Source organism: Micromonospora sp. NPDC005087, assembly GCF_042872965.1.
Taxonomy (GTDB): Bacteria; Actinomycetota; Actinomycetes; order Mycobacteriales; family Micromonosporaceae; genus Micromonospora.
The window spans coordinates 43,327-68,541 of record NZ_JBIALB010000023.1; the positions used below are offsets into that span (position 1 = coordinate 43,327).

Consider the following 25,215-nt stretch of genomic DNA (forward strand, 5'->3'; position numbering starts at 1 on the left):
CCATCGGTTCGGTGCGGTCATGCTTCCTCCCGGTGGGTGCGGGTCCTGGCCGAGGTAGGAGCCGTGGAACTTTCTCCCCTGGACCAGCCAGTACGGTCTCGGAAGACAAAAGATCGATCGCTGACGTTAACACTTTGCATTGATTGAACAACACTTTTAGATGTGTGGATGGAAGTTCCCCCTGCTGGTCCATGTCCGTGGCTGCATCTGGGCAGCGCGCAGCGTGGTCCAGAGGGGTCGGATGCGGAAGCGGGCGTCGTCATCGGTGCGCCGGTCGTCGATTCGACCGGCGGGCCAGGCGACGAGGGCTGCGTCACGAGAATTCGGCGTCTGCACCACGTGTTCGAGTCCGCCTGCGACAAAGATCCATCTGCCATAGCACTCGAGTGCGGCGACGAGCAGCTGACCTACCGGGAGCTGGACGAGCACGCGAACCGGCTGGCCCACCACCTGCGTTCCTTCGGCGTCGTGGGCGGCGCGCGGGTGGCCATCCTGCTGCAGCGTTCGGTCGACACGTACGTGGCGTTGCTCGGCGTGGGAAAGGCCGGGGCCGCCTTCGTGCCGATCGACCCCGAGTCCCCCGCTACGACCTGTTCCACCGATGGGCACGCGCCGGAGCCTGGGCTGCGATCCACGACGCGCTACGCGATCTGGTGCGCGTCTACGAGGGCCGAGACCCGCTGCCCACCGCCGCGGTCATCGACTCCTAGTCGGTACGCGCGGGCGACACCGTGACACGTGCCAGCCGCGGCTACGACGCCGGGAAGAAGATCAACGGTCGTATGCGTCACATCGCCGTGGATACCGGCGGCCTGCTCCTCGCCGTGATCGTCACCATCGCCGCAGTCCAGGACCGCGATGCCGGACACCGCCTCCTCGCACTGGTCCGGGAGAAGTTCTCCACCATCACGCACTGCTGGGCCGATGGCGGCTACGCCGGGCGCCTGGTCATCTGGGCACGCGAGGTCCTGGCGATGACCGTCGAGATCGTGAAACGCACCGACGACGTCAACGGCTTCAAAGTCCTGCCCCGCAGATGGGTCGTCGAGCGGACCCTGGCCTGGATCAGCAAGCATCGCCGCTGCGTCCGCGACTACGAAACCCGACCCGACCACCACGAAGCCATGGTCTACATCTCGCCGATCATGACCATGTCACGCCGACTCGCCCGCACCGGCAACTGGTAACCGAAGTTCCCGAACGCTCACTTAAGACCCGGGACGCCGTGGGCGACTACCGCGGCTTGGTGAAGAGCTCCGGCGTCTCTCTTGCCAGGCCCGACAGCTCCTGAGCATGGCAAGGCTTTCAGCGGCGGCGCAGGACCAGCACGTCCTCGTGCGCCACCAGGTGCACGGGGATGCCTTCGTCGCGGGCGCGGCGGGCGGCTAGGAGCCCGAACATGTTGGCTCGGTGCACGATCTGCCCGTCGCGGACGGCGGCGAGCATCGCCGCCGTCCGCTCCACCGGGTTCAGCCCGGCTGACTGCGCGACGGCGAGCAGCTCGCCGGGCAGGTCGATCAGGTCATCGCGTTGGCGGCGTACCGGTCGGGAGGTGATCACCACGGTGCCGCCGGGACGCAGCAGCTGGTAGCTGGCGGCCAGGATCGCGGCGAACCCGCCAAGCAGGCGGGACCACCCCGCATAGGCGAGATTGCCACGCTCGCGGTCCCCATACAGGTGGTTTCGCTTGCGTACCCCGGTACTCGTGGTCTGCACGAGGCCATGCGTTCCGCGCCCGTACGGCGGCGAGGTGAGTACAAGGCTCACCCGGCCGACCGCGGACGCGGGCAGCAGGTCGAGCAGACCGGTGGCGTCCCCGGTCAATACCGTCGCCGTTCCGGCGGCGCCCTGCGACGCGGCGAGGGCGACGTTGGCCTCGGCCAGTGCGGTGTAGCGGGGCTCGATGTCGATCCCGATGCCCTGCCGCCCGAGGTGCATGGCCTCCACCAACGTGGTGCCGCACCCGCACATCGGGTCGAACACCACATCGCCCGGCGCACTGTACGAGCTGATCGCATGGGCGGCCAGGTGGGGCAGCATCTTCGCCGGATGGCGGGAGGTTTCTCGGACGTAGCGGCCTCGCCGCTGGTCACGGGCGGGTATCTGGCAGGTCAGCCACACCGAGGTGACCGGCAGCGTCTCAGCCATCGGCGTGCCCGGTCGCCATCGCGCTGCGGGTCAGGATCAGCACGTCGGTGTGGATCGCCAGCTGCGCCTGCTGGCCACGCCGGGGCGGCCGGTCGGCCGCCACGATGTGCTGCAGGTATGCCAGCCCGGCCCGCTTCGCGGCGACGACGACGTCGACCGGCAGGGTGACGTTGCCGTGCGGCAGCAGCACCGCCACGCAGCCGCCCGGCGCGAGGCGGGCGCGGCAGCGGAGAAAGAACTCGACCGGGCAGGCGTCGGCGACGGGCCAGCCGGTGACGATCAGCGTCGCCGCCTCACGCCCCCAGGCAACCGGGCGGGCCGCCTGCAGGTGGCTGCGGCGGTGTGCCGCGATGACCGCGCGGGCCAACTGCGGCCCCTCGGCCAGGTCGATGATGAGGTCGCACGGGTGGGTGAGGTTGTGGACCAGCCGCACGCCCATCGCGTTGGACATGGTCTCGCCCTCCTGCGGGGCGGGGACCGGCCAGACGGTGATCGGCACGGGCGGGTCGCCGGGCACCACGTCCCCCACGGGGACCGGTGCGCGGTGGACGTTTCTGTCGGTCATGGGCACGGTGGCCCCCGGACCGGCGGGCGTACTGACGATCCCCAGTGCGCCGCTGACAGGCCGATCGAACCCGCCCCTCCCCTGACAGAAACGGTCAGCTCGGCCGCCAGACAGCCCCGCGGGCGGGCGGCGCACCGGCGAACCTGACACGAGCGGACACGACCTGTCCTGGTCTGACACTCGCTCGTGGTGTCAGGTCGGGCTGTCCCAATCGGGGGTCTCGAAGCGTTCGCGCAGGGCGAAGCGCTCCCGTGGAGGAGGCATCAGCATGGCCACAACCCCCCGCACGAGGACAGGCGACACGGCGCTGACCACTGCCGAGACAGCCTTCGAGCTACTGACCTGCGAACCGGCTCCGCTGGTGTTCGACGCTCGCCCGGTACCAGGTCTGCCGGACACGACGATGCCGCTGGACGAGCTACGCGAGCTGCTGATGGACGGACGCTACGACAGCGACACCACCGATGAGCTGTGGCGGCAGTTGGCCCACCACGCCCGCGAATGGGGACCGGCCTGGGTCGTCGGCGCGATCGGCGTGGCCCTGCCCGCCCTGACACACCTCGCGGCGAAGATCAGCCGCGGCTACGCCCGGCACGCCGACGACGTCGACTCCGCAGTCCTCGCCGGGTTCCTTCAGGCACTGCGTGCGGCGGACCTCACCCCGCCCCGGTTATGGCTGCGGCTGTGCTGGGCGGCCTGGCGCGCCGGGGCCGCGGTCGTCAAGGCCGACGACGGCGAGGAACTGCCGCTGGACCTGCCCACCGGCTCGCGTTCGCCGACGATGCCCTACGGGCATCCGGATCTGCTGCTCGGCCGGGCGGCCGCCGCGGGCCTGATCACCGCCGAGGCCGCTGAGCTGATCAGCGCCACCCGCTTCGGTGACGCGCTGATTGAGCAGTTGGCCGCCGAGAAGGGCGTCACCGCGTCGGTCCTGCGGATGCGCCGCCGCCGCGCCGAACGCGTCGTGGCCGCCGCAGTCACGCGGGGCGACCTGTCCGGCCCGAGCCGCTCGTCCGGCTGCCACGAAGCCGCCATGGCGGCCTGACAACACCGCCCTGTGGGCATAGGTAGGTACGCCGTGACCTACAAGGACTTACTTTCCGACGCGATCAATGCGGCTGCTCCGGGGCTGTTCTCGTTACCGAGCTGACCCTTGCGACCGGCTACACCCGATCCCTGCGCCACCGGTGCAAGCGCGCGCATCGCGGTTGCATAGAGCGTTTTGATCAGCGTGTCGGCGTCGCGTTGCTGCTCAAGGAGGCTGTTCAGCGAATCGCCGAGCGAGGTGGACATGGACACCACGGCGCTGCGCCGGCCGTCGTCGGTGACGCCGGTGACCGTGATGTAGCCGCCGTCGTGGCCCTGGTAGACGCCGCCGCAGGGCAGCGGGCGGCTGACCAGGCCGAGCCCGTGGAGGCCGCGCGGCCAGATCGCATTGATGTCCTCGTTGATCTCGACCGTTCGTTTCATGTCGGCCAGTTGTGCGGGGCGCAGCAGCGGGCCGCCCAGCAGCGCGTGGAAGAACCGGTCGAGGTTCCGGGTGCTGGAGACCATGGAGTCCGGGTCCACTAGGGCGCGAGCACCGCAGGTTCCGGGGCGGGTGCCCCGTCGGGGGTCCGGGGCCCGGCGATCTGCGGCTGCGCCGTGTGGGCGCGCGTGACCGGAAGCGATGCCGCCAGGCAGGCAGCGGGGACCCCGGCTGTGTGCCCGCCGGGACGGTGCGTCAGAGCATGGCGAGCCGGTCCACCAGCAGTTCCACCCTCTGCTCGGTGTGCTCCGGCGGCAGCCGTCCGGCCCGGGTCAGGGTGGCCAGCCCGTGCAGGGCCGCCCAGAATGTCTCGGTGAACAGCCCCGGGTCGACGCCGTCCCCGGCGACCTCGCCGAGGCTCTCCAGTAGCGCGGCGAAGGCGTCCTTGAGAGGTGCCGGGGTGTCCTCGTGCGCGAACGCCAGGCCGCCGTCGAGCTGGAAGATGGCGTCGTAGACCGCCGGGTTGCGTGCGGCGAAGTCGAGGTAGGCGCGGGCGAGGGCGGTGACCCGGCTGCGAGGGCCGTCGGCGGCGGCGGTCGCGGCCCGCACCGCCGCGGCCATCTCGGCGGCGCCTTCGAGGGCGACGGCGCCGATGATCTCCCGTTTGCCGCGGAAGTGGCTGTAGAGGACGGGCTGGCTGTATTCGATGCGCTCGGCGAGCCGGCGGGTGGTGACCGCGTCCCAGCCCTGCTGCTCGGCGAGGTCGCGGGCCGTGGCCACGATGAGGCGTTCGCGGTCCGCCCGTTCGCGGTCCTTGCGTTCCTGTACCGACATGATTCGATCCTAGCACCGCTAGACGATCGAGCGGCAGCAGTGCTAGCGTTGCCACGCCAGCTATCAACGCTAGATCCCAGGAGGGGTCTTCATGCTCAACGCACTCGAGGTGTTCACCACCGTGGTCGTCGGCGTGATGGTGGGGGTGGAGTTCTCCGTCGCCTTCGTCATCAACCCGATCCTCAACGCCCTCCCGGAGGACAGTGGCCAACTCGGCCGCGCCCACGGGGGCCGGATGCTCGGCGCCGTGATGCCGGTCTGGTACATCGGCTCGCTCGTCCTCGTCGCGGTCTGGGCCATCGCCGGATGGCACCACCACGGCACCGGCCTCGTCGTCACGGCCGGCGCGCTGCTGATCCTCAGCGTGATCATGTCGATCCTGCTGCTCGTCCCGATCAACAACCGGGGCAAGACGTGGACCCCTGACAACCGGCCCGCCGACTGGAAGCAGCAGATGAACCGCTGGGACCGCTTGCACTACGTCCGCGTCGCCGTCATCATCGCCGCCTTCGCCCTGCTGGTCACCGCCCTCACCTGAGCCCGCGGGCCGACACCGCGCACGCGGCGCACAATCCCCACTCCCCCGGGCGGCAGCGGGCCCGACATCCGGGAATGCAGCTGCCGCTGAGAGCCCACAACTGGGATCCCGACAAGCTACGCCCCCCGATGACCTGCGCGGCTCTGGGCTCTGGTTCGGGTGAGGTCATTGATCCAGATCACCGAGGCACGTTGCAGGACGACGGTGGCTTCGAACGCCTCGCGGGTACTAGCGATCCGCAAGCGTCCGTTGGGTGACACCGGGCGCCTGGTGTCACGATCGGCGACCCCGCTGGTGGCGACGAGGTGCCGGCCGTCGGAGGTGGTCACTCGGGCTTGAACGCCGGTCACCCCGAGGGCGTGGATCGCGTCGGTGTCCCGTTGCAACCGGCCGGCGGCGTGGCCGGAACCGGTCACCGATCCTTCGGCCCGGGTCGAGCCCCGGTGGCCGTGAACGTGAGGGCGACAAGCTGCGCCGCCGCACCCAGCGCGACCCGCTGCCTCGGTTTCTGCTGTTCAGTCTCATGGCACTGACGTTAGGAGCGGCGTTGACGCGGACCGATACCTCGTCCCACCCGATGCGGTACAGCTCGCTGTAGCGTCGCCGGCGTCACTCGCGAACGCCAATCGCGTCGACCGGCTGCGACCGCATGGCGATCCGGGTCGAGGTCATGATGGCGGCCCAGCCGAGCAGCGCGGCGACCGCGACGATTCCCAGGTAGATGAGCGGTGGGATGGACGGGATCAGCGTCCTGGTCAGCCCGATGCTCGTGCCGATCAACGACGGGATCGCGGCCAGGGTACCGATAAGAACGGCTGCGACGACGACGATCCTCGTCTCGCTGCGCATCATCGCGAACACCTGGCGACGGGTGGCGCCGACCAGTTGGAGCAGGGCGAATTCGCGAAAGCGTGCGGCGGTCGCCATCACCAGGGTGTTCACCACGGCGATCGCGAGGTAGCCGAGCATGACCGCGTTGAGGATGAGGCCGACCGCAGACTCGCCGGCGGCGGCATCGCGCTGCGCGGCGACGAACGACTCGCGGTTGTTGACCTGGACGCTCGGGAGGTGTCGGACGGCCGATCGCAACGCATCGCCGAGTGCCCCGACGTCGGTTCCCGTGGCCGCCGCGATCAGCACCGCGAAGTCCAGGCGGTCGGTGGTGTGCTCCAGGACGAGGTCGTGCGGCAGCGTGACGTCACCGAAGCCGAGTCCTCTCTCGTAGAGCGCCACCACCGTGGGTCTGATCGGCGTGCCGTCACCGAGACGTAGGTCCACGGTGTCGCCGAGAGCAGCGCCGAGGGTGCCCGCCGCGATCCGGCTCAACGCCACCGCGTTGTCCCGCACATCCGCGACATCGCCCTGGAGAACGGCGAGATCCATGGTCTCGGCGAGCCGGTCGCCGATGATCCCCTGCGCCGGGTAGGTCCTGATCTGAGGGTCATCTCCCGAGGTGAACGCCAGCGTCCGCGTGCGGACGACCGGGGTCACCGCCGAGACGCCGGGCACGTCCCGGAGCACGTCCGCGACCTCGGGCGAGACGCCAGCGGACGTGGACGTGACGACGTAGTCCGCGCGCAGTCCGTCCGCGGCCTGATCCTGCGCGGCCGAGCTCGAGGTCGTCGCGCTGAAGAGCTGCGCGGCGGCCAGGGTGATGCCCATGATCACAGGAGTGGTCGCCGCGGCGAGCCGCCGGGAGTTGGCGTGCGCGTTCGCGGTCGCGAGGAACCCGCTGACGCCCGACCTGCGGTTCAGCCAGGGGCCCAGCACGGTGACGGCACCGCCGAGCAACCGCGGCCCCAGCAGCGCGACAGCGAAGACGAGCAGGAACGCCGAGAAGGCCGCGCTTTCAACGGCCCCTTCACCGGGTAGCACCAGCGGCAGCACGGCCGCGGTGGCGAGACCGACGGGGACCAGCAGCAAGCCGATGGTCAACCGAAGCCATCCGAGTTTGGGCGGCTCCACCGAGGCCTCGCCGAGCGCGTCCACCGGCCTGAGCTTGGCCGCTCGCCGGGCGGCTATCCAGCCGCCCAGACGGGCGCCGACCAGGCACAGCACCATCGCCACGAGTACCGGAAGCGGGCTGATCGACAGTTCGAAGTCGTCCGGTACCGCGCCGACCAGGGTGAAGGCTTCGTGTAAGAGGAAACTCAGCCCGATGCCCGGAATCACGCCGAGCACTGCCCCGAGCGTGCCCACCACCATGGTCTCGGCGGCAATCATGCCGAGCACCTGCTTCGGGGTCGCGCCGATCGCCCTCAGCAGCGCCAGTTCCCGCAGCCGCTGCCGAACGGACAGGGCGAGTGTGCTCGCCACGACGATCATGATCACCAAGACCATGCTGCCGCCGAACGCCAGCGACAGCTCGCTGATGAACGAACGCGTGCTGCCGATGTCGAGGAACTCGACCTCGCTGCGGTCACTGCCGGTGTAGACGACCACATCGGAGGCCGCCGCCTTGATGGCGCTTGCCAACTCGTCGGCATCGACACCGGGCGCGGCCAGCACGCCGATCGCGTCCACCCGGTCTGGTTGGCCGGTCAGTTCCCGGGCCCGGTCATCGGTGAAGAACAGTGCGGACTGCCGGACGAGACTGCCTCCAGGCAGACCCGCGATGCCCGTCACCCGGAAAGTCGACGTGTTCGAGCCGACCACGAGCCGAACCGACGCGCCGACAGTGACGCCGGCCCGCTCGGCCAGCGCGGAGTCCACCACCACGTCGTCCGGCCCGGTCGGGGCCCGGCCGGCGCTCGTGGTGAACCGGCCGAGCGTGGCCGACTGCCAGCCATGCCCGAACGCGGGGGTGCCGTCCGGCCCGGCGAGCACCTCGGCGTCGGCCATCACGAGGCTGACCGGGACGTTGACCTCGGCGATCGCCGCCCGGACGCCAGACACTCGCGCGATATCGCCGACCCGGTCGGCCGGCAGGGTGGCCCGCTCGCCGAACCTGGGATCCACGTCGTCGGCCACCAGCAGTGCCTGCGGGGCGCCCACCACCAGGTCGGCAGCCTGATAGCGCTCGGTCGGCACGCCCGAGCGTTCGCTGCTCTCCAGCAGGATCCCGCAGGCCGTGATCACCGCCGAGCCGAACAGCACCGCCACGAATGCCGCGACGAACCCGCCCTTTCGTCCCTTGACCGTGCTCCAGGCCAACGCCAGCATGCGCTTGGACATCACGCGGCGGCCCACGGCTCGCCTAGGTGAGTCATCCGCTCGGCGATCTGCTCGGCGGACGGCCGGGGCATCTCGCCGGCCAACCGGCCGTCTGCGAGGAACACCACGGTGTCAGCCTGCGCGGCCGCCACCGGATCGTGCGTGACCATCAGCACGGTCTGCCCCAGGTCGTCGACGATCTTCCTGAGCAGTGCCAGGACCTGGCGGCCGGTGCCGCTGTCCAGCGCGCCCGTCGGCTCGTCGGCGCACACCAGGTCGGGCCGGTTGACGAGCGCTCTGGCGATCGCCACCCGCTGTTGCTGGCCACCGGAGAGCTGGCTCGGGCGCCGGTCGTTATGCTCGGCGAGCCCGACCGCGGCGAGGACACTCGCTAGTTGCTCGGGATCGACCGGTTTCTCGGCCAACCGGACGGGCAACGTGACGTTGTCCGCCACGCTCAGCGCACCGAGCAGGTTGTACGCCTGAAAGACGAACCCGATCCGGTCCCGGCGCAGCTCCGTCAACTCGGTCTCCGACCGGCCGGACAGCTCCGTGTCACCCAGCACGACCCGGCCCGATGTCGGGCGGTCCAGGCCGGCCGCACAGTTCAAAAACGTGCTCTTGCCGGACCCGGACGGGCCCATGACGGCGGTGAACGTACCGCGCGGGAATCCGACTGTCACCCCGTCGAGAGCGCGTACCTCATTCCTCCCCGACCCGTATACCTTTGACACCGAATCCAATTGCACTGCGTACGGATGTGTCGCAAATGTCGGCATTGCATCCGGGTATAGCGAGTGGATCGCGGTGGCCTCGACCAGCGCCCCGCGTCGTCTCGATAGGTTTCTGCTGTTGAACCTCATGCGTTCCGACGCTAGATTCCGCGCCGTCGGATACCGATATCCCGTACCACCCGATGTGAGGTACAGCTGGCTGTAGTGCTGCGGGCGGCGGCCACGGGGCAGACTTGGCGCCGTGTCGGGAACGCGAAGGGACGCTGCCCCAAGGAGGGTACGCAGAAAGGGCATCCTGTGACGTCGGGTCGACGGTGGGTGCAGGCGTGGCGTGGCGGGGCCTACCTCCTGAAATCACTGGCCACTGGGATCGCCACGCTGCTCGCGCTGCCGCTGCTGTGCCATCCGAGGCTCGCCCGGCGATGGGCGAATTGGCACCGTGACCGCGCCGGCCGACTGCTCGAGACGCCGTTGGCATCGCGTCCTGCCCTGCGCGCGACGGCACGCCGGGCATGGGCCGATCCGGCGACGCCGCGCGACCTGCTCTGGCTGCCGGTGAACGCCATCACCGCAGTGCCGCTCGGCCTGCTCGCGCTGCTGTGCGTCGGCAACATCCTGACCGCCGCGGTCGCCACACCACTGTGGTGGGCGTTCGCACCGCAGGATCGACCACGGCTGTTCATCGATATTCCGGTGACCGGCTGGGCGACAGCCCTCACACTCGGTCCACTGCAGATCCTCCTGCTCACCGCGCTGGCGTACCTGGCCTTCGCGCCGATCGCTCGCGCACACGCCCGGATCTGCCTGGTAGTGCTGTCGCACTCGGCAGCCGAACAGCTCGCCGACCGGGTCGCCGTGTTGACCCGCACCCGGGCAGACGTGCTCGACGCACACGGCGCAGAGCTGCGCCGGATCGAGCGCGACCTGCACGACGGCACCCAGGCGCGGCTGGTGGCCATCGCGATGCGGCTGGCCGTGGCCCGGCGGGCACTGTCCAACAATCCACGAAACGAGCAGTTCCTGGAAGGACTCCTTCGGGACGCACACGAAGGAACCGAGGAGGCGATGACCGAACTCCGCGACGTGATCCGAACCGTCTACCCGCCGATCCTCGCCGACCGCGGCCTCACCGGTGCACTGACCGCAGTGACGGCTCGCTGCGGCGTGCCAACCCGGCTGGACATCGACAACCTCGAAACGGTACCGGCGGCCGTGGAGTCTATCGTCTACTTCGCCGTCGCCGAGGCACTCACCAACGTCGCCAAGCACAGCCAAGCGACTACGGCCGGCGTACGGGTGAGCCGCACGGCAGACCGGTTATCGGTGGTGATCACCGACAACGGCGCTGGCGGCGCCGACGATCGGCTGGGCACCGGCCTGGCCGGGATCCGTCGCCGGGTGCTCGCTCTCGACGGCACCGTCGACGTCGATAGTCCGGCCGGCGGGCCGACGACGATCACCATGGAGCTGCCGTGCGGGTTGTAATCGCCGAAGACAACGTGCTGCTGGCCACCGGACTGGAACTGCTGCTCAACAGCGTGGGGTTCGACATCGCCGCCATCGCGGGCGACGCGACGGGCTTCCTCACCGCCGTGCGGGACCATCGGCCCGACGTCACCATCGTCGACGTCCGGCTGCCGCCGTCATTTCGCGACGAGGGCATCCGAGCCGCCCTGCAGGCCCGTCGAGAGCACCCTGGCCTGCCGGTCCTGGTGCTGTCGCAGTACGTCGAGCAGCAGTACGCCGCCGAACTCCTCTCCACCACCGGCGGCGGCGTCGGCTACCTCCTCAAGGATCGCGTCAGCCGGGTGGATGAGTTCGTCGACGCGCTGCGCCGAGTGGCCGCCGGTGGCACCGCCATGGACACCGAAGTCATCGCCCAACTCCTCACCAACCGCGGCGACCCGATCGCCGTCCTCACCCCTCGCGAACGCGAGGTACTCGCGCTGATGGCACAGGGACACGACAACAACACCATCGCTGACCGGCTTTTCATCACCGACAACGCCGTGCACAAGCACATCGGCAACATCTTCAACAAGCTCGGCCTCGCCGTCACCGACAGCGGCCACCGCCGCGTCCTCGCCGTTCTCACCTACCTCAACGGCGCGGGCCAGATCGGCGGCGACTGAGTACGCCGGTGACTCGCTCAACCGCGGCGACCAGCGCCGCCGGGGCAGCGCGCATCCGAGCTTTCTCCACGGCGGCACAAAGATCTCCAACTCGGCGACGAGGCCGATGACGTACGCGACAGACTCCGCGAGCAACAACTCCATGTGATCACGCCGCCTGCCCAGGCACACTCCATGAAATCCCATAAAAGAGTGCGCCCCAGCCGCACAGAACTCACGTGATCACGGCCCACCGACCGCCCACTTCCATGATCACGTACGTTTGTTTGGTCAGCGGCACCCAAGGGCAAGCCCGGGGCCCATCCCGAAATCTTGGAAGTTTAGGCACGTCACAGCGGCCTTGGAGCTCCAAAAATCGGCCCGCCAGACACCAACTACTGAGACGTCCGGTACCAGAGGTGTAGTCGGTCAATCACCCGACGCCCGCCCATCGGCACGACCGGACGTCCTCGCACCCGGACGTACCACCTCTGGCGGCTACCTAGGGTGACGGGGCGCTCCGACGCCGACGCGCACGATCGGCGGCAGATCCGGGTGCCCGATCTTGAATCACGCCGGCTCAGACCTACCGACAAGGGGTGGCGAGGATCGTCGCGCCGACCGACGGCACAGGACCGACTTGGTACGGTCTGGCAGTGGAGTGGGCGGTCTTCTGGCGCATCGTCGAAGGTGCCCGGGCTGAGGTGGGTAGTGACACCGAACGCGTCGCCCAGGCGCTCCTCCGTCGCCTTCGCGCGTTGGCCCCAAGCGAGATTGAACAGTTTGAGGAGCTTTGGTTCCAGGCACAGGACAAGCTCTACAACTGGTCAATCCGGGACGCCGCGACGCTGCTGCTTGGTCCCTTGAGCGAGGATGACTTTCCCGCGTGCAGGACTGGATCGTGTCGCACGGGCGGCCAACCATGCAGCGTGTCCAGGACGGTCGAGCTGGCGCGTGACCGGCGCAACGCTCGGATTGACTGGTTCTGCGGCCTCCCACTCGAGGCGCACATCGCCGCAACCGGGGCTCCCCTCGCTATCGATGGGCCTTCCTTGGGTGAAGCCCGCGGTGATCACCACCGCGTCCGGGTCGCAGCGCACCCCACGGGCACGCGCGAGATAGACGGCCACCGCCGCCCGCAACGCGGGCAGTCCCGTCGGGTCGGGATGGTCGAACGTGCCGTGCGACGCCGTCGCCAGCACGCGGCGAACACTGCCGGCCCAGACCGTACGCGGGAACGAACCGAGATCGGGAATCCCCGGCCGCAGCTCGATCACCGGCCCGGTCGCCGTCGCGGGCCGCGGCTTCTCGCGCGAGTCGGGCGGTTCGTGAGGTACGTCCGCGACCCGGGTGCCCGAGCCGGGCGCCGACACCAGCCACCCTTCCGCCACCAGTTGCGCGTACGCCTGCACCACCGTGCCCCGGGACCGGCCCAGGTCGGTGGCTCCGGCTCCCGGGCAAGCGCGACCCGGCCGGCAACCGGCCGGTCCGAATGCTCTCCCGTAACGCGTTCTCCAGCATTCGGCCCGGAAAACCCGCACCCGGATCGAACTCCAGATACAGGTCGAGTGACTCCACCACCCGCCAACGATCTCAACCGGCTGGCCACGGTGCGGGTGCGGCGACGACTCGTCGACCGGTGCACGTGCGGCTCCACCCGTTTGGGTGGTTTGCCGAGTTTCGACCTTGGTGCGGAGTCCGGATCGGTAGGACGCAGGTAATGGGGGACGAACAGCCAGGCGGGCTACTCAGGGCGCCCCGGGAACGGCAGCCGGTGGCGCTCCTGGAGCTTTTCTTCGACCTGGCGTTCGTCTTCGCCTTCACTCAACTCTCCCGAAAGCTGATCTCGGAGCTGACCTGGACGGGGGCGTACCAGACCCTCGTGCTGCTCCTCTCGGTGTGGTGGATCTGGAGCCTTACGGCGTGGCTGACGAACCGGTTGGACCCTCGCCGCACCACGGTCCAGGTGGTTGTCCTGGGCACCATGATCGCCAGTATCGCGATGGCAGCCGTTCTGGCCGACGCCTTCGACGAGCGCAGCGTTGTATTCGCGAGCGTTTACGCCGTACTCCAGATCGCGATGGCGCTCTTCTTCGCCGTCGCCCTGCCCCAACCGGAAAGGCGCACCGGCTGGCGGCTACTCGTCTGGTCCACCGGCACCGGCGTGCTCTGGATCGCGGGCAGTGTCACCGGCGATGCCGCACGCGCCGTGCTCTGGACCCTCGGCGCGGCGATCAACTACGCCGCGTTCACCCTCCGGTTTCCCACCCCACGGCTCGGGCGGATAACCGCACCCGAGTGGCCCGTCGCCGCCGAGCATATGGCGGAGCGGCACCGCCAACTCTTCATCATCGCCCTCGGCGAACTGATCCTCGTCACGGGGCTCACCTTCACCCGGACGGACTTCACCGCCGACCGGACCGGCGCCTTCGCGGCCTCGATCCTCACCACCGTGCTCCTCTGGAGGATCTACGTCTTCCGCGCCGGAGAACTACTTGCCGAAGCCATCGACGCCGCCGCCGATCCGATACGGCTGGCCCGCCCCATGGCACTCGCCCACCTGACAATGGTGGCCGGCGTGGTCGTCACCGCGGTCGGCGACGAACTCGTCATCGCCCAACCGTTCGGCCACAGTCACCCGGCGTGGGTCGCCGTCCTCGTCGGCGGACCCGCGCTGTTCATCGTGGGACGGGCCCTCCTGGAACACACGGTCTTCGGTCGGGTTTCGCCAGACCGACTGATCGCCCTGCTCACCCTGCTCGCGCTGGCGGCACCGCTGCTGCTCGCCCCACCGCTGCTGGCCGCTGTCGCCATCGCCGCGGTCCTCGCCGCCGTCGTCCTCTCCGATGCGCGGGACGCGCGAAAGCACCCGCCAGCCGCACCACGGGACAGACGGCCGTAGCGGGACCCGGGAGCCCGCCGTGGCAGGCCCCCGGTCCGCGACCGTTACCGGGTTACCGCGAACTCGATCCGGGTCGCGGTGTCCTCGATGCCGGTGAAGCCCTCACCGGGGTTGAGCAGGTCCTCGCCGAAGTCGACGTCGGGATCGTCGGCGGTGCCGCCGATGTTGTCGGCGCCGACGCCGAACATGAGCGCAGGGTTGCCGCCCTGGTCCATGATGTTGGCCTGTTCGTTGAACTGGTCGACGTGCCAGTTGCCGAAGAAGTGACCCGCCTCGTGCGCGGTGACGTTGCCGACCGCCTGCCCGACGAAGGCGATCCGGTCACTGGCCGCCGTCATGTACGTGTTTAGCGAGGCCTCGCCGGACGGGTCGCTCAGCACGTCGAGCAGCACCAGGGCGCTGTCCTCGGTGCCGAAGTTGCCGGGGTTGATGTATTGGGCGATGCCGATCGTGGGGATCCCGGACTCGGCGATCGTGCCGCCGACGATCACCCGGCTCACGTTCGGCTCGCCGAACGGGTCGGCGTGGTCGCGGCTGTTGCGGATCCGCAGGTCGAAGCGCTCGTTGAGGCCGCTCTCGATCATGTCGTGCCGGACGTTCTCCTCGACCTCGGCGACGATCGCGTCGATCACGGCGTCCTCGTCGGCGGTGGTGAGGCCCCACCGGGCCCGACACGCCCTCCGGAACGCCGGCCGATCTGCGCGACGAGACCCGTACGAGGCAGCGTTTCCCCAAGCTCACGGCCTACCTCGACAACAATCCGTGGATCGAGCGTCCATGGAAACGCGCGGCCAGCTGACCACCGCCTGCGCTCGGCGGCATTACAGGATGCATCTTCGGCGCACGTGCGGACTGGAGGAGGGGGCGAGGCGAGGTGCTCAGCGCAGTTCGACCTCGACGCCGTGTTCGGTGAGCATCTGCAGGAGGTAGTCGAGGGTGACCGCTGGCTCGTACCGACGCCGGTTGTAGCCGGCGACGAGGTGTTCGCGGGCTACCGCCGAGTTGTGCCAGACCAGCCGGAACGGTGTGCGGGCACCCCACCTCGAATGCAGGCAGTCGCTAAGGGCGTCGAGGTTCCAACCGAAGTAGCCGCCCGGGCCGTTGATGGCCTCGCCGATGGCGCAGTAGAAGCCCTCGATGTCGGTGACGAAGCGGCCGTCGAGGTCAAACACGATCCCTGCCGACTGGTCCAGGAGATCGGAGCGGCGATAGGCCAGTGCCATGCCGGACCATTCGTGCCGTAGCGTCCGGTCGTAGCCGGCCCACAGGTTGCGCTCAGCGGGTCGGCCAGCAAGCCACTGCTCCAGAATGGACGTTTTCCCGTCGAGTGCGGCTGGTGTCCCTCGCTGGCGACGGTGACGTCAAGGAGGCCGTCACCGAGCAAGGACGGCACGCTCGACACGATCGTGCCGTACACGAGGCCGCCTATCAGGGGTGACGCCGAGCCATCGGCGGCGATGGCTTCCTCGTCGGCTGTTACCTGGCGACGGCGTAGGCCGGTCTTTGTCGACTTCGGCATGGCGGCGATCGCGGCCTGCAGTAGCGGCTCGGGTTGGCACCCGACCAGGACGACGTTCGGTACCGGTGGCGCGGCCTGGTCCCGGAAGACGCCCGTGATGTCGGCGCAGGCACCGTACGGTGTGTCGTCCGTACCGCGCAGCACGAACCCGGTTACGTCGCCGGGGTGGTCGACGGCGTCCGTGCGATCGTCCACGTGGACGAGGCCTTCCAGGTCGACGTCGACACGCCCTGGCGAGGTCGTCGACGGCCGTTGGCCCAGGACGGTCACGTCGAGCAGATACACGCCGAACCAGCCGTCCCGTGTCGCTCGGTCGTCGGGCATCGCCGACACCCACAGGTTGCCCAACCAGTCGCGGCCGCCGTCGACGGCAATCGCAGCGGGGCCACTGTCGAGGCTCGAGGCGACGGCCCCGTCCGGTACGCAGCCCAGGAGGGTGAAGCGTTCCCGCGGCCGGGGTGGCAGATCGACGAACAACCCGTCGACGTTGACGCACAACGCTAGGACATCCCCGTCGTCGGGAACTGCGGGTCCGCGAAGCAGCCAACGCGGCGAGACCCGCCGATTCCACGTCCACCGCTGCTGCTCCGGCTGGTCGGTCGTCACCTCCCGACCATACTGGCGAATCACGAACTCGCCTCGCGCACCACCCAGCTCGTCGGTGCTCCGCAACGCAGACGCATTACTTTCGGCAGATCCGGTCGTTGCCACCCGCCAAGGTCGACGCCCTGTTCGCGGCAGATCCGTGCACCCTCGTCATCCGAAGGATCGCTCAGCGAAGCTGATCCCGGCGCGCTGGGCCGATGTGAGCATCTGCCGGGCGACGAGTTGCGGCGGCAACCGGAGATACTGGGTGTAGCCGGAGGCCCGAAGGCGGAACTCGAAGTTTTGGCCTTCGATTTGCCACAACGGCTCGGGGTTGCTGTCCGGCGGATCAAGCCGGTGAACATCGGCGATTTCCATGACTTCATGGAGGGGTCCGAGCCGGCCGGTGATGTCCCAAGCCCCTTCGAACACGAGCGTCGCGGGTGCAACCGGCCGGGGGGTTGGTACTCGGCACATGATCATCTTTCCACGCGCGTGGTCGACACCTTCGGATCCGCCGAAGAGGTCACCGAGTAGAAGGCCCTGGTCAGAGGGTTACCGGTGGGATTCGAGTCTCAGGACCCGGGATCCATAAGGACGCCACCACGGTGAGACCCAGAGCCATACGCCGATGCAGCGTGCCTTTCGTGATTGGAGGCAGCGGGCCTGGGACGACAGCCGGCACCAGCCAGGCGGGGAGCAGCGAAGCGTGACCACTTCGGTGTTCTCTGGGAGGTCACGTCGGCCCGCTCGCCCCGCATCACCGCGGTCAGCGCACTGTTCCGCGTCCGGCTGCGGTGAGCACGTCGGGCGCGGTGACCACTTCGCCAACCTGCGCCCACCTCCAAGGCCAGGCCATCCAGCAGCTCCTTACCGCCCTGACCTGCGGATACTCCGCTACCAGGCGACATAGAGTGCTGTCAACTGCTGCTCAATATGGCTGAGCACTCCGTGTGAAGCAGGACGCTGAACCGACTCTGACCTGCGGAAACGGAAGACTACACGTCGAGGCGGGTGCCGTTCAGCGCCGCTCGGTGCCGTTGGATGCGGTTCAACGCCGTTCAGTGCACCCAACTGCTCCCAACCTGCTCCCCCGATCGCGGCCGCACATCGATGTACACGGTCAGGTACTAAGCGATGAGTTCGAGCGGAGAGCTCAGGGACATCGGGCTGCTCACCGCCACCGGTTTCCGGTGGCGCGTACGTAGTTCCGCCACACGTACCGCCATGGGGTGACGGCGAGGATGACGACAACCAGGGAGCAACTGACCACGGTCTCGGTCATGGCCGCGTCGAGGTCACCGGTGGTGGCTCCGGGGAGGGCGACCAGTGCGAGCCAGAGGAGCTTCCAGAGCGACTCGAACAGCAGCACGGGAAGCAGCTTGACCGGGTATCGCAGGCCGAGGAACGCCAAGAGGGACATGGCGGTGAGCATGCAGAGCGTCACGCCCTCGTAGAGCGGCAGGGTGGCGACGTCGGGCAGGAGCGGCCACTTCACCAGGGCCAGTCCGACACCCATCAGGAGGTAGCCGGCGCGCATCAGGTGCAGGCGGGTCAGGGACAGATCGGAATGGATAGTGGGTGCGGCGACAGTGGTAGTGGACATGGGATTTACTCCTGGTCGAGATGGGATGGTGGCGGTCGTGCGGCAGTACGTGTTCGGGGCGTGTGGGTCAGCCTCGTCGCGTGAACCCAGGGGGTCTACTGGTGTTGCTGTTCCTGGGAATCAGGGTCGTGCGCGGCGTCGATGGAGGTGAGGGAGATGAGGGTGACGCCGAGGTCGCGGACCTTGGTGAGCAGGCCGTGCAGCTCGGCTTGGTCCGTCACGGCGCCGCGAAGTGTAGTGGCGTCGTCCTCGTGGGTGAGGGCGAGGCCGCCGAACCAGGTCGACCAGTGCTGGTCGAGGTGTCCGTGGATACGGAGCTCGTAGCGCAAGGGTGCATGGGCGTCGTTCGGCATGGTCAGGACCTCACCCCCGCGGCTTCTGCTCGCCGTGCCGGTCGCACTCCGGGGCGGCGGATGATGACCCACTCTGCGACGGCAGCGTTGATCACCCTGCCTGAGCTGACCGACAGACCGGTGCTCCAGTCTAAGGTGACACGCCACCCAATGTGAGCCATGAAACCAGAATCCGACGTACGCACATCGGCAGATCCGGTCGTCGCGCGGACGGAGGTCGACGCTCTGATCGCGGCAGATCCGGATATTGAGTCGCCGTAGTAGGGGCAGGAAGCCTGTCTACTCCGCGGGTGCAACCCAGATGGCGGATAGCTGTCTGACGTGGTGGACCATGGTGTTCACTCGGCAGGTTCCCGACGCTTTGGGCGGCCATCGCTGTCACGCTTGGGCGACGGCGGCTTGCGGCGATGCCGTGCCATACTGCGGCACGTGCACGTGACCGGGGAAGTGCAGATGACGTACGGCCTGCTGCGGCGGATGAGCCAAGACGCACTGGGCCGCTGGCAACGGGTTATGCGGACGCTCCTGCTCGCCCTCGCGGCACTGGCTGTGCTGTTGGCCACGCTGCTCGCGACACTGACGGGGTTCAACGGTCGGCTGCTCTACGTCGTGCTGATGTTGTGTGCCGCGTTCGCCGTGACCGAACTCCTTCCGGTACTGAGTTGGTTGCTGCAGCGCAGCCTCTTCGTCGAGCCGTTCCGGTACGAGGTGAGCACGTCGGGCGTCGACATCCAGACCGCGAGCAGCCGGACACAGATCGACTGGTCCGGCATCACCCGGATTCGGCGGCGACGCCACACCTGGCTGCTGAAGTACGGCATGAGCCAAATTCCGGTGCCGCGGGCGGCGTTCGCGCCCGAGGATCAACGAATCGTGGACGACTTCATCGTTAGGCGCCTCGAGTTCGCCGGGTGACCGTCCCCGGCGCGACCAGCCCGAGCAGCGCGACCGCCGATGCAGCACGTCGGGAGCGTCCCCGCGCGCAGCAGCCGACCACTCGGTTACGCCCAGTAACCCGTACGGTACATGCGCAACGCACGGATTGCGGCCATGACCGGATGCTGGAAGCGTCGCTCGGTGGGCGTTGGCGTGTGACGTGGTCACCCTTGGTTGCGAGTGTCATGCGGTCCGGACGGCTGGTCATGGTCGGGGGATGGGGGTCGTTACGGGGTTGGTGTTGCGGGCGCGGGGTGCAGCCACGACCCGATCCGGCGCGCGGCGGCGAAGCTTGCCCAGCCGGCCGCGGCTACGAGCGCTTCATCTCCGGCTGGTCCGGGGTGCGTACGTGCGTCGTTGAGTACCCGACCGTCGACCTGGTGGGATGCGAGTGCGGCCAGCAGCGCGAATCGGCCTAGTGGCCGTTGCGGTGCCGGCAGCGTCTCGATGGCGTTTTCGGTCCAGCTGCGGGATATGCCTTGCTCCTCGCCACGCCAGGTGCTGAGCCTGGCGGTGACTAGCTGGCGTACCGGCTCTGGGAGCGCCTGTCGGCCAATCGCATCGAATGCGGCGGCGGCTCGGCCGAAGGCATCGGCGATGATCGAGTTGGGTCGGGCCCAGTCGAGGTCGTCGGGTAGCGGGGTCGGGGGAAGCAGGTCGAGCGATGCACCGGGGCGCGCCTTGCGTGCAAGCAGTCTCCGGAAGACGGGGAGGGCCGCGCGCTTGAAGATCGGTTTGAGTTTTGAGTCTGCCAACGGGAACGGTGAGGCGACGGCGAAGATGTTGATCATGCGGTTAATGTAGTGGTAAGAGAGGGCAACGCCGATCAGTTCGGGCGCGTGCTCGTTGGGAAACGGCGGTTGTCGCAGGAGGGGCGTGTCCGGCTGGCGGTTCGCGCGCGCCCAGGCGACCACGGCGCGCAGCTCCGGGTCCGCGATGTCGTCGGTGGCTGCGGAGAGGATGGCTGCGGCCGGGGCTCGGTCTCCAAGGGCGTCGAGCATCGTCGTGTGGACGTCTACGCAGTAGGGGCACGTGTTGATCGCCGATACCGCAGCGGCGACGGCTTCCTTCTTGGTGCGATCGACAAGTGGGCCCCAGGTTGGTTCACGGACCATGGCCCAGTACGCGTGCAGTGCCTGGGGTGCGGGGAGGTGGAGCGCGAACGGCGGGGCCAGCACGCCGAAGTCCCGTGCGATCTGCCGGCGTACGGCGGAGGTACGCGGGTCATGCACGGCGGGGTGGATGTGGCGGACCTGGCGTCGGAATGGGACATCACGCAGTGCCATGGGGACCCTTCAGTGGATTTGAACGACCGAGGATAGACAACTTTTCCAAGCTGAGGGACAAGTTATCGAAGCATGTAGTGGTGCCTGTTGTCTAGCCGGCCGGTAGGATCGGGCGCGTGTCTCAGCGTCGATACAGACAGTTCTGCCCGCTGGCCAAGGCGCTCGATGTCCTCGGCGAGCGCTGGACCCTACTGATCGTCCGTGAGCTGTTGAGCGGGCCGAAGCGCTACACCGACCTGCGACACGGGCTGGCAGGGCTGGCTACGGACCTCCTTGCGGCCCGGTTGCGCGATCTCCAGGAGGCCGGGGTGATCGACCGGCGCGAAGTGCCGCCACCGACACCAGCGACCTTGTACGAGCTGACCGAGCGCGGTTACGCGCTCAAGCCGGCGATCCTCGAGCTCGCGCGCTGGGGGCGCCCACTGCTGCGCGATCCCGCCGACGATCGCCTACCCGACAGCGCCCTCCTGCTCGGCTTCGAGGCGACGTTTCATCCGGATGCCGCAGTTGGTCTGGATGAGACCTACGACATTGAGGTCGACGGTGAGCGAGTGGCCGTTCGGGTTCACGACGGCACGGTGGATGTCACCCCTGGTCCGGCGGGGGAACACGCCACAGTCAGGGTCGTCACCGATCGGGAGGGCTTTATGGAGCTTGCTCGCGGGCGCGCAGGAGACCGCCTGCGAATCGAGGGTGATGCCGCCGCCCTGGTGCGGCTGCAGCGGATCTTCTCCCTGGCATAGTCGGCCCGCGCCTCTGATCAGTTGATACCTCCGGGCCGCGTGGTGACAGCCGCGGTTCATGTGCAGCGCGTATCGGCGTATGGCCAAGCGGAGCGGAGAAGGAACGCGCGCAATTCGGCATGTCCGGACGCTGCGCCCGTGGCCGCCAGCCACGCTGCGTAACGCGCGGATCGCGGCATGAGTGAGCGGATGTTGACCGCAACCCGGCACTGGCTCGGCGCCAGCGCCAGCAGCCCGCCTGCCCAGACAGCAACGGTGGCATAGCAAGTTTGGCCCTTTGCGCGAGAAGCGTCGCGGCGTAATCCACACGCCTTGGCACCTCCGGACGACAACCGGGCTAGCTCGACACGACATCGTTTAGCGCGCGGATCGCGCATGTGCGGATGCCGCTCGCAATTCAGCCTGGTTCGGCCTGGGGGATAGCAGCCCGGCCTGCTCAGACAGCGGCGAAGGCGCCGCAAGTTCGGATTTGAGCGAGCAAGCGCGCAGGGTCGCGATAGAGAGTCGGGCGACGCCCGCTGCGCCTGGGCTGCGGCCATGACTGTCAGAGCCGAGAAAGTAGGACTGGAACGGTAAGTCGAAGGAAGCGCGGCCCCGACGATGCCGGCAAGGTCGATCAAGTGTGCTAGAGTAGCCGCCGCCACCCATCTAGGGGGCAACTGGAAACTCTTGAGGGAGGTGAGGTTGATGACCGCCGTGGTGATGGCTGCTGCCCGCAGCGTCCGGTCCATCCTCACGTCCCGGCCCCTCAGCTGAATCCTTCCGCCACATCCGCGCCGAATCCGCGGACGCAACGCAGGGCTTCCCAGGGTCCCTTTTCGCAAGGGTTTTACGTTGTTGTCTTCCGATTCTTTTTCTCCTAGATCATCTTCCGACGGCGGCCTTTCCGCCTACGGCTGGGATACAAAGCTCGAACGGTCCTTCACATCGCATCGCGCCGCAGGTCTCATCCCTGCACGCATTATCGGCGTCGATCGCGGCAGGTGTGACGTCATCACCGAGACCGGCCCGCTACGGGCCGGCACCTCATTGGTGGGCGCATCGGACCCTGTCTCGGCTCCGTGTACCGGCGACTGGGCCGCCCTGCGCTCGGGCCATGAGCCCGAGCTGACCGCTCTGCTGCCACGTCGCAGTGTCATCGTCCGCTCCTCGGCCTCACGCTCCTCGCATGGTCAGGCCCTAGCCGCCAACATCGACACGGCCGCCTTGGTCGTCTCTGTCGAGGTCCCGTTGAACCTGGGCCGCATCGAACGGCTGCTGGCCCTTGCCTGGGAGAGTGGCGCGCTCCCGGTAATCGTGCTGACCAAGGCCGACCAGTCAGCCGACCCCAGCACGGCCACGGCCGAGCTGACCCAACTGGCCCCCGGCGTAGAGATCATCACCACCAGCGCCGCCACTGGTCACGGGCTGGAACTACTTACGGCCGCGCTCACCGGCACGGTGGTACTGCTCGGCCCGTCCGGAGCCGGCAAGTCGACGTTGGGCAACGCACTGCTGGGAACCGAGGTACTGGCGACCGGCGCCGTGCGAGCCCAAGACGGCAAAGGTCGCCACACGACGGTCCGCCGTCAGATGGTCCCGCTGCCAAACGGCGGCGTGCTCATCGACACCCCGGGCCTGCGCGGGATCGGCCTGTTCGACGCTGACGATGGCCTGCAGCAGGTCTTCGCCGACATCGAGCGGCTCGCTTCGCAGTGTCGGTTCAGCGACTGCGGCCACGACTCCGAACCCGGCTGCGCCGTCCAAGCCGCGATCGCCGCCGGCGAGGTGAGCGAGCGTCGTCTGGACAGCTACCGCAAGCTCCAGCGGGAGAACGCCTGGGCAACTTCTCGCAGCGACGCACGGCTACGCGCCCAACGCGAGGATCACAAGAAGGCCATTACCCGATCTCTGCGCGAGACCTACACCTTCCGCGACCAGCAGGGACGGTCGTGAGCCAGCCGGCCGCAGAACACGATGTTTCTCGGCCCGAACCTCACCGCACCGCCTACGTTTCCATCTCAAAGAACGCCGAAGGAATATCCAACATGTTCCATAGCTGGACCACTCGACCCGAAACCGATCAGGACATCACCGCGATCCGCGAGGTCACCCTCGACGCCTTCCCCACACCGCTGGAAGCCGACCTCGTTGAGGCGCTGCGCACCGACCCAGCGTGGCTACCCGAGCTGTCCATCGTGGCCGAAAGCGCCGACGGTACCGTCGGCGGATACGCACTATTCACCCGCTGCCACGTCGGCGACGCCCCGGCCCTGGCACTCGGCCCCTGCGCCGTCCTGTCCCGTTACCAGAAGCAGGGCGCGGGCTCAGCCGCGATCCGGGCCGGTCTGAAGGTCGCCCGCACCATGGGCGAAAACCTCGTCCTCGTACTCGGCCACGCCGAGTACTACCCACGGTTCGGGTTCAGCCGGGCCTCCGCCTACGGGATCCACCCGTCTTTCGAGGTGCCCGATGAGGCCATGATGGCCCTCGTATTCGACAACGCCCTCCCGGTCCCGAGCGGCACCATCATCTACCCGGCACCATTCGGCGTCTAATCCATCCGGGGCTGTTCGGGGCGCTACACAAAACTCGTCCCGAACAGCCCCCCGCAACAGCGGTTGAGTCGGCCTGGGGCGTGGTGTCGGGATGCGCCCGGCCCGTTTCCCCAGGCCGCTCGCCCCCCGTGCAATCGGGGTGCTGGCGTTCCCGGCGGACGATGAACCAGGTCCCGGCCGGGTAGCCAGCGGTGGGGACAGCGCCGGTGACCTCGCATAGTTGGGCGCCGTCCCGCACCTCGACGGCACGATTCTGATCGAAGGCGACCTGGACGGACGGCCGCTGGTCGATGTCCGCAGCGCGCTCGCCGTGCCCACACAGCGGGCACGGCAGCAGTGCGGGATCCTGCCCGGTGATCAGGCCATGCTGGCCGCCGAACTCAGCCGCGTCGCATCGCCATCAGTGCGCTCATCGGCATGATCGGGCGCTCACCGGCACACCGACGGTCACGCCCCGTGACGCCCGGATCGCGGCAGATCCGGATATCCGCTGGCGTGCCGGCGACCTGGTGCGTCAGGGTGAGTCGTGATCACAATCCAACGGGTACGGGTGAGGTGGAGTGCGGCAGCACGAGGCGCACCGCAGGCAGATGCCCGCCGCGGTCTGTGCCGCGCCGGGATGCTTCCCCTGTCGATGCCGACCGATGATGTGGTGATTCACGAGGTGTTCGCTGATGAGGCGGCCCAGTACGTGCCTCATGAGGCTGTAGTCAGTGGTGGCGTGGATCGAGCCCGCGACCGCGACCTGTGGCTGTCCTCGAAGGGCTCGGCGCTGGTAGTCGACCGCTTGCCGGGCTCGGCCGCATACCCGCATCAGAGCGGGCCTGCCCGTCTTTTCGTCCTCATGTCGGGGCAGATCGGCCGGTACCGGGCGAACTTCCGGTTCCGATTCACCGCATGCGCCTGCGATCCGCGCTGGTACTACGAGGACTGGCTGCTGCTCATCTGCAACGGCGAGATGAAGGCTGACGGGTTCATCTCGCGCAAGCCGGACCACGATGTCGACCACCGAGTCAATCTCTACGGCGGATCGAGACGGTCGGGCCGGCGATAGCCGTCTCCGGCAAGCCTGGCTGTACGCCCAAAGCTGCCAGCACGGATTGCGGCATGTGCGGATATTCCAAGACCGGCGCACCTCAATACGGCTCGGGAACAGCCACTACCAAGCCATGGGCCGGATGCCGTAAGGCGGTTTGG

General features: G+C 68.4%; 26 protein-coding genes. 14 read left to right on the plus strand and 12 right to left on the minus strand.

Annotation, left to right across the window (positions count from 1 at the left end):
* The first annotated feature begins 339 nt into the window (after positions 1 to 339).
* Together ACFYPS_RS32230 and ACFYPS_RS32235 are read left to right on the plus strand one after the other, a co-directional pair.
* Positions 340 to 735, plus strand: a complete 396-nt coding sequence (locus ACFYPS_RS32230; protein WP_387329513.1) for an AMP-binding protein — start codon at positions 340 to 342, stop codon at positions 733 to 735.
* Positions 732 to 1,187 (plus strand): transposase, encoded by a 456-nt coding sequence (locus ACFYPS_RS32235; protein ID WP_387329516.1) that lies wholly within the window; start codon positions 732 to 734, stop codon positions 1,185 to 1,187. The genes ACFYPS_RS32230 and ACFYPS_RS32235 overlap by 4 nt, the downstream gene beginning before the upstream one ends.
* 118 nt (positions 1,188 to 1,305) lie before the next feature.
* Here the strand turns inward: ACFYPS_RS32235 and ACFYPS_RS32240 are convergent, their stop codons facing one another.
* Complete coding sequence (locus ACFYPS_RS32240) at positions 1,306 to 2,148, minus strand: TRM11 family SAM-dependent methyltransferase (protein WP_387329519.1); 843 nt, start codon at positions 2,146 to 2,148, stop codon at positions 1,306 to 1,308.
* Entirely contained in the window at positions 2,141 to 2,713 is a 573-nt protein-coding gene (locus ACFYPS_RS32245) for a hypothetical protein (RefSeq protein ID WP_387329522.1), read from the minus strand. The genes ACFYPS_RS32240 and ACFYPS_RS32245 overlap by 8 nt, the downstream gene beginning before the upstream one ends.
* 268 nt (positions 2,714 to 2,981) lie before the next feature.
* Between ACFYPS_RS32245 and ACFYPS_RS32250 the strand changes: the two genes are divergently transcribed.
* Positions 2,982 to 3,758 (plus strand): hypothetical protein, encoded by a 777-nt coding sequence (locus tag ACFYPS_RS32250; RefSeq protein WP_387329525.1) that lies wholly within the window; start codon positions 2,982 to 2,984, stop codon positions 3,756 to 3,758.
* Positions 3,759 to 3,796: 38 nt separating this feature from the next.
* Here the strand turns inward: ACFYPS_RS32250 and ACFYPS_RS32255 are convergent, their stop codons facing one another.
* Both ACFYPS_RS32255 and ACFYPS_RS32260 read right to left on the minus strand, forming a co-directional pair.
* Positions 3,797 to 4,396: a serine hydrolase gene (locus ACFYPS_RS32255; protein ID WP_387329564.1), complete on the minus strand. Its 600-nt coding sequence runs from the start codon at positions 4,394 to 4,396 to the stop codon at positions 3,797 to 3,799.
* A gap of 40 nt (positions 4,397 to 4,436) precedes the next feature.
* Positions 4,437 to 5,015, minus strand: coding sequence for a TetR/AcrR family transcriptional regulator (locus ACFYPS_RS32260; RefSeq protein ID WP_387329528.1), 579 nt, complete (start codon positions 5,013 to 5,015; stop codon positions 4,437 to 4,439).
* Positions 5,016 to 5,106: 91 nt separating this feature from the next.
* On the opposite strand from ACFYPS_RS32260, the gene ACFYPS_RS32265 reads away from it, so the two are divergent.
* Positions 5,107 to 5,553 carry an anthrone oxygenase family protein gene (locus ACFYPS_RS32265; protein ID WP_387329531.1) on the plus strand — a complete coding sequence of 149 codons (447 nt, stop codon included), beginning with the start codon at positions 5,107 to 5,109 and terminating at the stop codon, positions 5,551 to 5,553.
* A gap of 609 nt (positions 5,554 to 6,162) precedes the next feature.
* On the opposite strand, the gene ACFYPS_RS32270 is transcribed toward ACFYPS_RS32265, so the two are convergent.
* On the minus strand, positions 6,163 to 8,727 hold the full coding sequence (locus ACFYPS_RS32270) for an FtsX-like permease family protein (RefSeq protein ID WP_387329534.1): 2,565 nt from the start codon (positions 8,725 to 8,727) through the stop codon (positions 6,163 to 6,165).
* Complete coding sequence (locus ACFYPS_RS32275) at positions 8,727 to 9,485, minus strand: ABC transporter ATP-binding protein (RefSeq protein ID WP_387329537.1); 759 nt, start codon at positions 9,483 to 9,485, stop codon at positions 8,727 to 8,729. The genes ACFYPS_RS32270 and ACFYPS_RS32275 overlap by 1 nt, the downstream gene beginning before the upstream one ends.
* A 273-nt stretch (positions 9,486 to 9,758) precedes the next feature.
* On the opposite strand from ACFYPS_RS32275, the gene ACFYPS_RS32280 reads away from it, so the two are divergent.
* The 4 genes from ACFYPS_RS32280 to ACFYPS_RS32295 all read left to right on the plus strand — a co-directional run bounded on the left by ACFYPS_RS32280 (position 9,759) and on the right by ACFYPS_RS32295 (position 14,453).
* On the plus strand, positions 9,759 to 10,925 hold the full coding sequence (locus tag ACFYPS_RS32280; protein ID WP_387329567.1) for a histidine kinase: 1,167 nt from the start codon (positions 9,759 to 9,761) through the stop codon (positions 10,923 to 10,925).
* Positions 10,913 to 11,572, plus strand: coding sequence for a response regulator transcription factor (locus ACFYPS_RS32285; RefSeq protein WP_354968596.1), 660 nt, complete (start codon positions 10,913 to 10,915; stop codon positions 11,570 to 11,572). Before ACFYPS_RS32280 ends, ACFYPS_RS32285 begins: the two co-directional genes overlap by 13 nt.
* 683 nt (positions 11,573 to 12,255) lie before the next feature.
* On the plus strand, positions 12,256 to 13,272 hold the full coding sequence (locus ACFYPS_RS32290) for a DUF4240 domain-containing protein (RefSeq protein ID WP_387329570.1): 1,017 nt from the start codon (positions 12,256 to 12,258) through the stop codon (positions 13,270 to 13,272).
* Positions 13,272 to 14,453 (plus strand): low temperature requirement protein A, encoded by a 1,182-nt coding sequence (locus ACFYPS_RS32295; protein ID WP_354968594.1) that lies wholly within the window; start codon positions 13,272 to 13,274, stop codon positions 14,451 to 14,453. The genes ACFYPS_RS32290 and ACFYPS_RS32295 overlap by 1 nt, the downstream gene beginning before the upstream one ends.
* A 44-nt stretch (positions 14,454 to 14,497) precedes the next feature.
* On the opposite strand, the gene ACFYPS_RS32300 is transcribed toward ACFYPS_RS32295, so the two are convergent.
* The 5 genes from ACFYPS_RS32300 to ACFYPS_RS32320 form a co-directional block, all read right to left on the minus strand.
* Positions 14,498 to 15,085 (minus strand): hypothetical protein, encoded by a 588-nt coding sequence (locus ACFYPS_RS32300; RefSeq protein WP_354968593.1) that lies wholly within the window; start codon positions 15,083 to 15,085, stop codon positions 14,498 to 14,500.
* 246 nt (positions 15,086 to 15,331) lie between these two features.
* Complete coding sequence (locus ACFYPS_RS32305; RefSeq protein WP_354968592.1) at positions 15,332 to 15,676, minus strand: barstar family protein; 345 nt, start codon at positions 15,674 to 15,676, stop codon at positions 15,332 to 15,334.
* Positions 15,677 to 16,728: 1,052 nt separating this feature from the next.
* On the minus strand, positions 16,729 to 16,935 hold the full coding sequence (locus tag ACFYPS_RS32310; protein WP_354968591.1) for a hypothetical protein: 207 nt from the start codon (positions 16,933 to 16,935) through the stop codon (positions 16,729 to 16,731).
* A gap of 796 nt (positions 16,936 to 17,731) precedes the next feature.
* Positions 17,732 to 18,163, minus strand: coding sequence for a hypothetical protein (locus ACFYPS_RS32315; protein ID WP_387329542.1), 432 nt, complete (start codon positions 18,161 to 18,163; stop codon positions 17,732 to 17,734).
* Between the two features lie 95 nt (positions 18,164 to 18,258).
* On the minus strand, positions 18,259 to 18,516 hold the full coding sequence (locus tag ACFYPS_RS32320) for a hypothetical protein (protein WP_354968589.1): 258 nt from the start codon (positions 18,514 to 18,516) through the stop codon (positions 18,259 to 18,261).
* A gap of 453 nt (positions 18,517 to 18,969) precedes the next feature.
* Here ACFYPS_RS32320 and ACFYPS_RS32325 point away from each other — a divergent pair, with 453 nt between their 5' ends.
* The gene (locus ACFYPS_RS32325; protein ID WP_387329545.1) at positions 18,970 to 19,431 is read left to right on the plus strand and encodes a YcxB family protein; all 462 of its coding nucleotides are present in this window, start codon (positions 18,970 to 18,972) and stop codon (positions 19,429 to 19,431) included.
* 248 nt (positions 19,432 to 19,679) lie between these two features.
* Here ACFYPS_RS32325 and ACFYPS_RS32330 read toward each other — a convergent pair whose 3' ends face one another.
* On the minus strand, positions 19,680 to 20,738 hold the full coding sequence (locus tag ACFYPS_RS32330; RefSeq protein ID WP_354968587.1) for a carboxymuconolactone decarboxylase family protein: 1,059 nt from the start codon (positions 20,736 to 20,738) through the stop codon (positions 19,680 to 19,682).
* A 116-nt stretch (positions 20,739 to 20,854) separates the two neighbouring features.
* On the opposite strand from ACFYPS_RS32330, the gene ACFYPS_RS32335 reads away from it, so the two are divergent.
* From ACFYPS_RS32335 to ACFYPS_RS32355, 5 genes are all read left to right on the plus strand, one after another.
* Positions 20,855 to 21,481: a winged helix-turn-helix transcriptional regulator gene (locus ACFYPS_RS32335; RefSeq protein ID WP_387329548.1), complete on the plus strand. Its 627-nt coding sequence runs from the start codon at positions 20,855 to 20,857 to the stop codon at positions 21,479 to 21,481.
* Between the two features lie 834 nt (positions 21,482 to 22,315).
* The gene (rsgA, locus tag ACFYPS_RS32340) at positions 22,316 to 23,416 is read left to right on the plus strand and encodes a ribosome small subunit-dependent GTPase A (protein ID WP_387329551.1); all 1,101 of its coding nucleotides are present in this window, start codon (positions 22,316 to 22,318) and stop codon (positions 23,414 to 23,416) included.
* A complete protein-coding gene (locus ACFYPS_RS32345; RefSeq protein ID WP_354968851.1) occupies positions 23,413 to 24,018 on the plus strand; it encodes an N-acetyltransferase in 606 nt (201 codons plus the stop codon). Before rsgA ends, ACFYPS_RS32345 begins: the two co-directional genes overlap by 4 nt.
* A 220-nt stretch (positions 24,019 to 24,238) precedes the next feature.
* Entirely contained in the window at positions 24,239 to 24,439 is a 201-nt protein-coding gene (locus ACFYPS_RS32350; protein WP_354968850.1) for a hypothetical protein, read from the plus strand.
* Between the two features lie 213 nt (positions 24,440 to 24,652).
* Entirely contained in the window at positions 24,653 to 25,072 is a 420-nt protein-coding gene (locus ACFYPS_RS32355) for a hypothetical protein (protein WP_387329555.1), read from the plus strand.
* Positions 25,073 to 25,215 lie beyond the last annotated feature (143 nt).